General features: G+C 36.5%; 3 protein-coding genes. All 3 read left to right on the top strand.

Annotated elements, in window-relative coordinates:
* A partial coding sequence (locus JO375_RS06760; protein WP_229523733.1) for an RNA-guided endonuclease TnpB family protein occupies window positions 1–350 on the top strand: 350 nt, incomplete at its 5' end.
* 341 nt (window positions 351–691) lie between these two features.
* Window positions 692–1,057 (top strand): hypothetical protein, encoded by a 366-nt coding sequence (locus JO375_RS06755; protein WP_229523732.1) that lies wholly within the window; start codon window positions 692–694, stop codon window positions 1,055–1,057.
* On the top strand, window positions 1,054–1,587 hold the full coding sequence (locus tag JO375_RS06750) for a hypothetical protein (protein ID WP_229523731.1): 534 nt from the start codon (window positions 1,054–1,056) through the stop codon (window positions 1,585–1,587). The genes JO375_RS06755 and JO375_RS06750 overlap by 4 nt, the downstream gene beginning before the upstream one ends.
* Window positions 1,588–2,162: the final 575 nt, after the last annotated feature.

Here is a 2,162-nt window from a genome sequence, read left to right as displayed (position 1 = left end):
AGGACTTCTTGCACAAAGTATCTTCCAAGATGATTAACGAAAACCAAGTCATTGTCATGGAAGACCTTCGGGTAAAGAACATGATGAAGAATCCAAAGCTTGCCAAGGCGATTTGTGAAGTATCCTGGAGCCTGTTCCGTTCAATGCTAGAATATAAAGCGAAGTGGTATGGACGTGATCTGATGATTGCACCTAAGAACTACGCTAGTAGCCAATTATGCTCATGTTGCGGTTACAAAAATGCAGATGTGAAGAATCTTGGCTTGCGTGAATGGACTTGTCCAGAATGCAACGCGCATCACGATAGAGATATAAACGCAGCCAACAACCTTCTGAAACTCGCAATGTAAATTGCATCTGTTGGGATAGGAACTATCCTGTAAGCTTGGGTAAACTTGGAGCGGTTGCTCTATTGACCAAGAAGCACCCACCTCTTAGGTGGCGTGTAGTTCACGTTACCCGAGGAAGAGTATTGACTGCTGCATGAAGGTATGATAAAAATAGATTATTAACTATGTTTTAAGCATTTTCTTTGTCGATACTAATTGACGAAGATAAGGTATGAACCTTTTTTTGGTTCATGATAAATAATAAGGCTTATTTAGCCATGGGATCATAACACCTGTTAGAGGTGTTTTTTGTGTTCCTATGGCTTTTTTGTTTTTTCACAAAAAAGGACGGAGGTCGTCTAATGGTCATTTTTAAAGAAGCTATCAAGGAACAGGATGAATATGAAAAACTCGTAGAGAAAATGACACCTATTGTGAACAGCTTGGTCACATCAGAAAAATTTCGTATAGAGTTCAAACATGATTTGAAATTAATAAAAAAATACAATGTTTTTGCGTGGTTTGTTTATGACTACGGAACTTATTTATTTCCGCTAATGGATAGGGAAATAAAAGATTTTCAGGAGAATTGGTTGCAAGATCTTAGTGAAAATTTCGGTAATGCTAGAACATCACTTTTTATAGGCAATCGCTTGACTGGAGAATTAAGACCGGTCAATCATCATCAAAATGTAGTAGAGCAATTACAGTTATATATAGCTGTATGATTTTGGATGCTTTAAGAGGAAATGAGTTGAAAAATTCATTTCTTCCTATAGGTTCTCCAAACCTTACTCTGATTTGTGAATATAAGGAGGAAAAATCTATGCCAAAAATAAATCTGCTTTTTATGTTTGAAAATAATCAAGAGAATTGCAGTTGTTACATACCAGCTCTTCGTCAGTCCGCTATAGGGACTGATATTCAAGATGCCAGAGAAAAAGCGTTGGAACTGATCCCTACAAGTTTTGAAAATTTAGTTTTGTTTGATAACTATTTCGAAGAAATTCAAGTAGCAGGTAAAACCTTTCAGGCGCTGATAGAAAAAAGCGAAGAAACCGATGGATTTATTTGTTATTTACCCAATTTTCGCTTAGGCGGATCAGGTGAAACAGTAGAAGAAGCAAAGAGAAACGCATTAAAGATAATTGAGCTGCAGAATATTACGACTGTCAGATATGAGGCAACTTATCAAATGGTTATTGTAGATCAGTCTGACAGTAACGTAGTGGAACACACAGAACAGATCGTATGGTAACGTTCACTGGAGTCTAAATGAATACCTTTAGGTGTATGCCAGACAGAAGCAAAAAAACCGCAAGCAAGATTTTAGCTTGGCGGCTTTTTTGTATCGTTAGGTAGTATGTGGCCTATGAATTCACATCAAAAATTCACAAAATGTAATGAAGAAAAAAATTCGAAAGTATGAGGAGTATAGTAATAGAAATGATTTTGATAAGTCACTTATCAATTGGTATAACTTACATGTAGTAATCAGCAAACCTAAATGATATATTATTCATCTGGCCGTAAGATAGGCTGTGATGTAATGGTTCAAAAATTCAAAAGATCATCTATGAGTTATTATTTACCAGTAGTATGAATCGCCAAAGTATGATATATTATTTATCCGGCCCAAGAAAAGCCGAATGAAAAAATTGATCTTTGAAAACTGAACAACGAGTGAGTAAACTGATTTTGTTCGCAAAATCAAACAAGAGATATTTTATCTCGTCAGTTTCAAATGAGCTAATCGCTCTTTTAATAAACCGGCTTCGGCCGGTCTTTAATGGAGAGTTTGATCCTGGCTCAGGACGAACGCTGGCGGCGTGC

Source organism: Paenibacillus farraposensis (assembly GCF_020736845.1).
GTDB lineage: Bacteria > Bacillota > Bacilli > Paenibacillales > Paenibacillaceae > Paenibacillus > Paenibacillus farraposensis.
The sequence above is the reverse complement of the archived record's forward strand: the minus strand, read 5'-3'. Positions and strand labels throughout refer to the sequence as shown.

Coding starts and splice junctions, on each gene's coding strand:
- JO375_RS06755 (WP_229523732.1), top strand. CDS start 692: ATGGTCATTTTTAAAGAAGCTATCAAGGAACAGGATGAATATGAAAAA.
- JO375_RS06750 (WP_229523731.1), top strand. CDS start 1,054: ATGATTTTGGATGCTTTAAGAGGAAATGAGTTGAAAAATTCATTTCTT.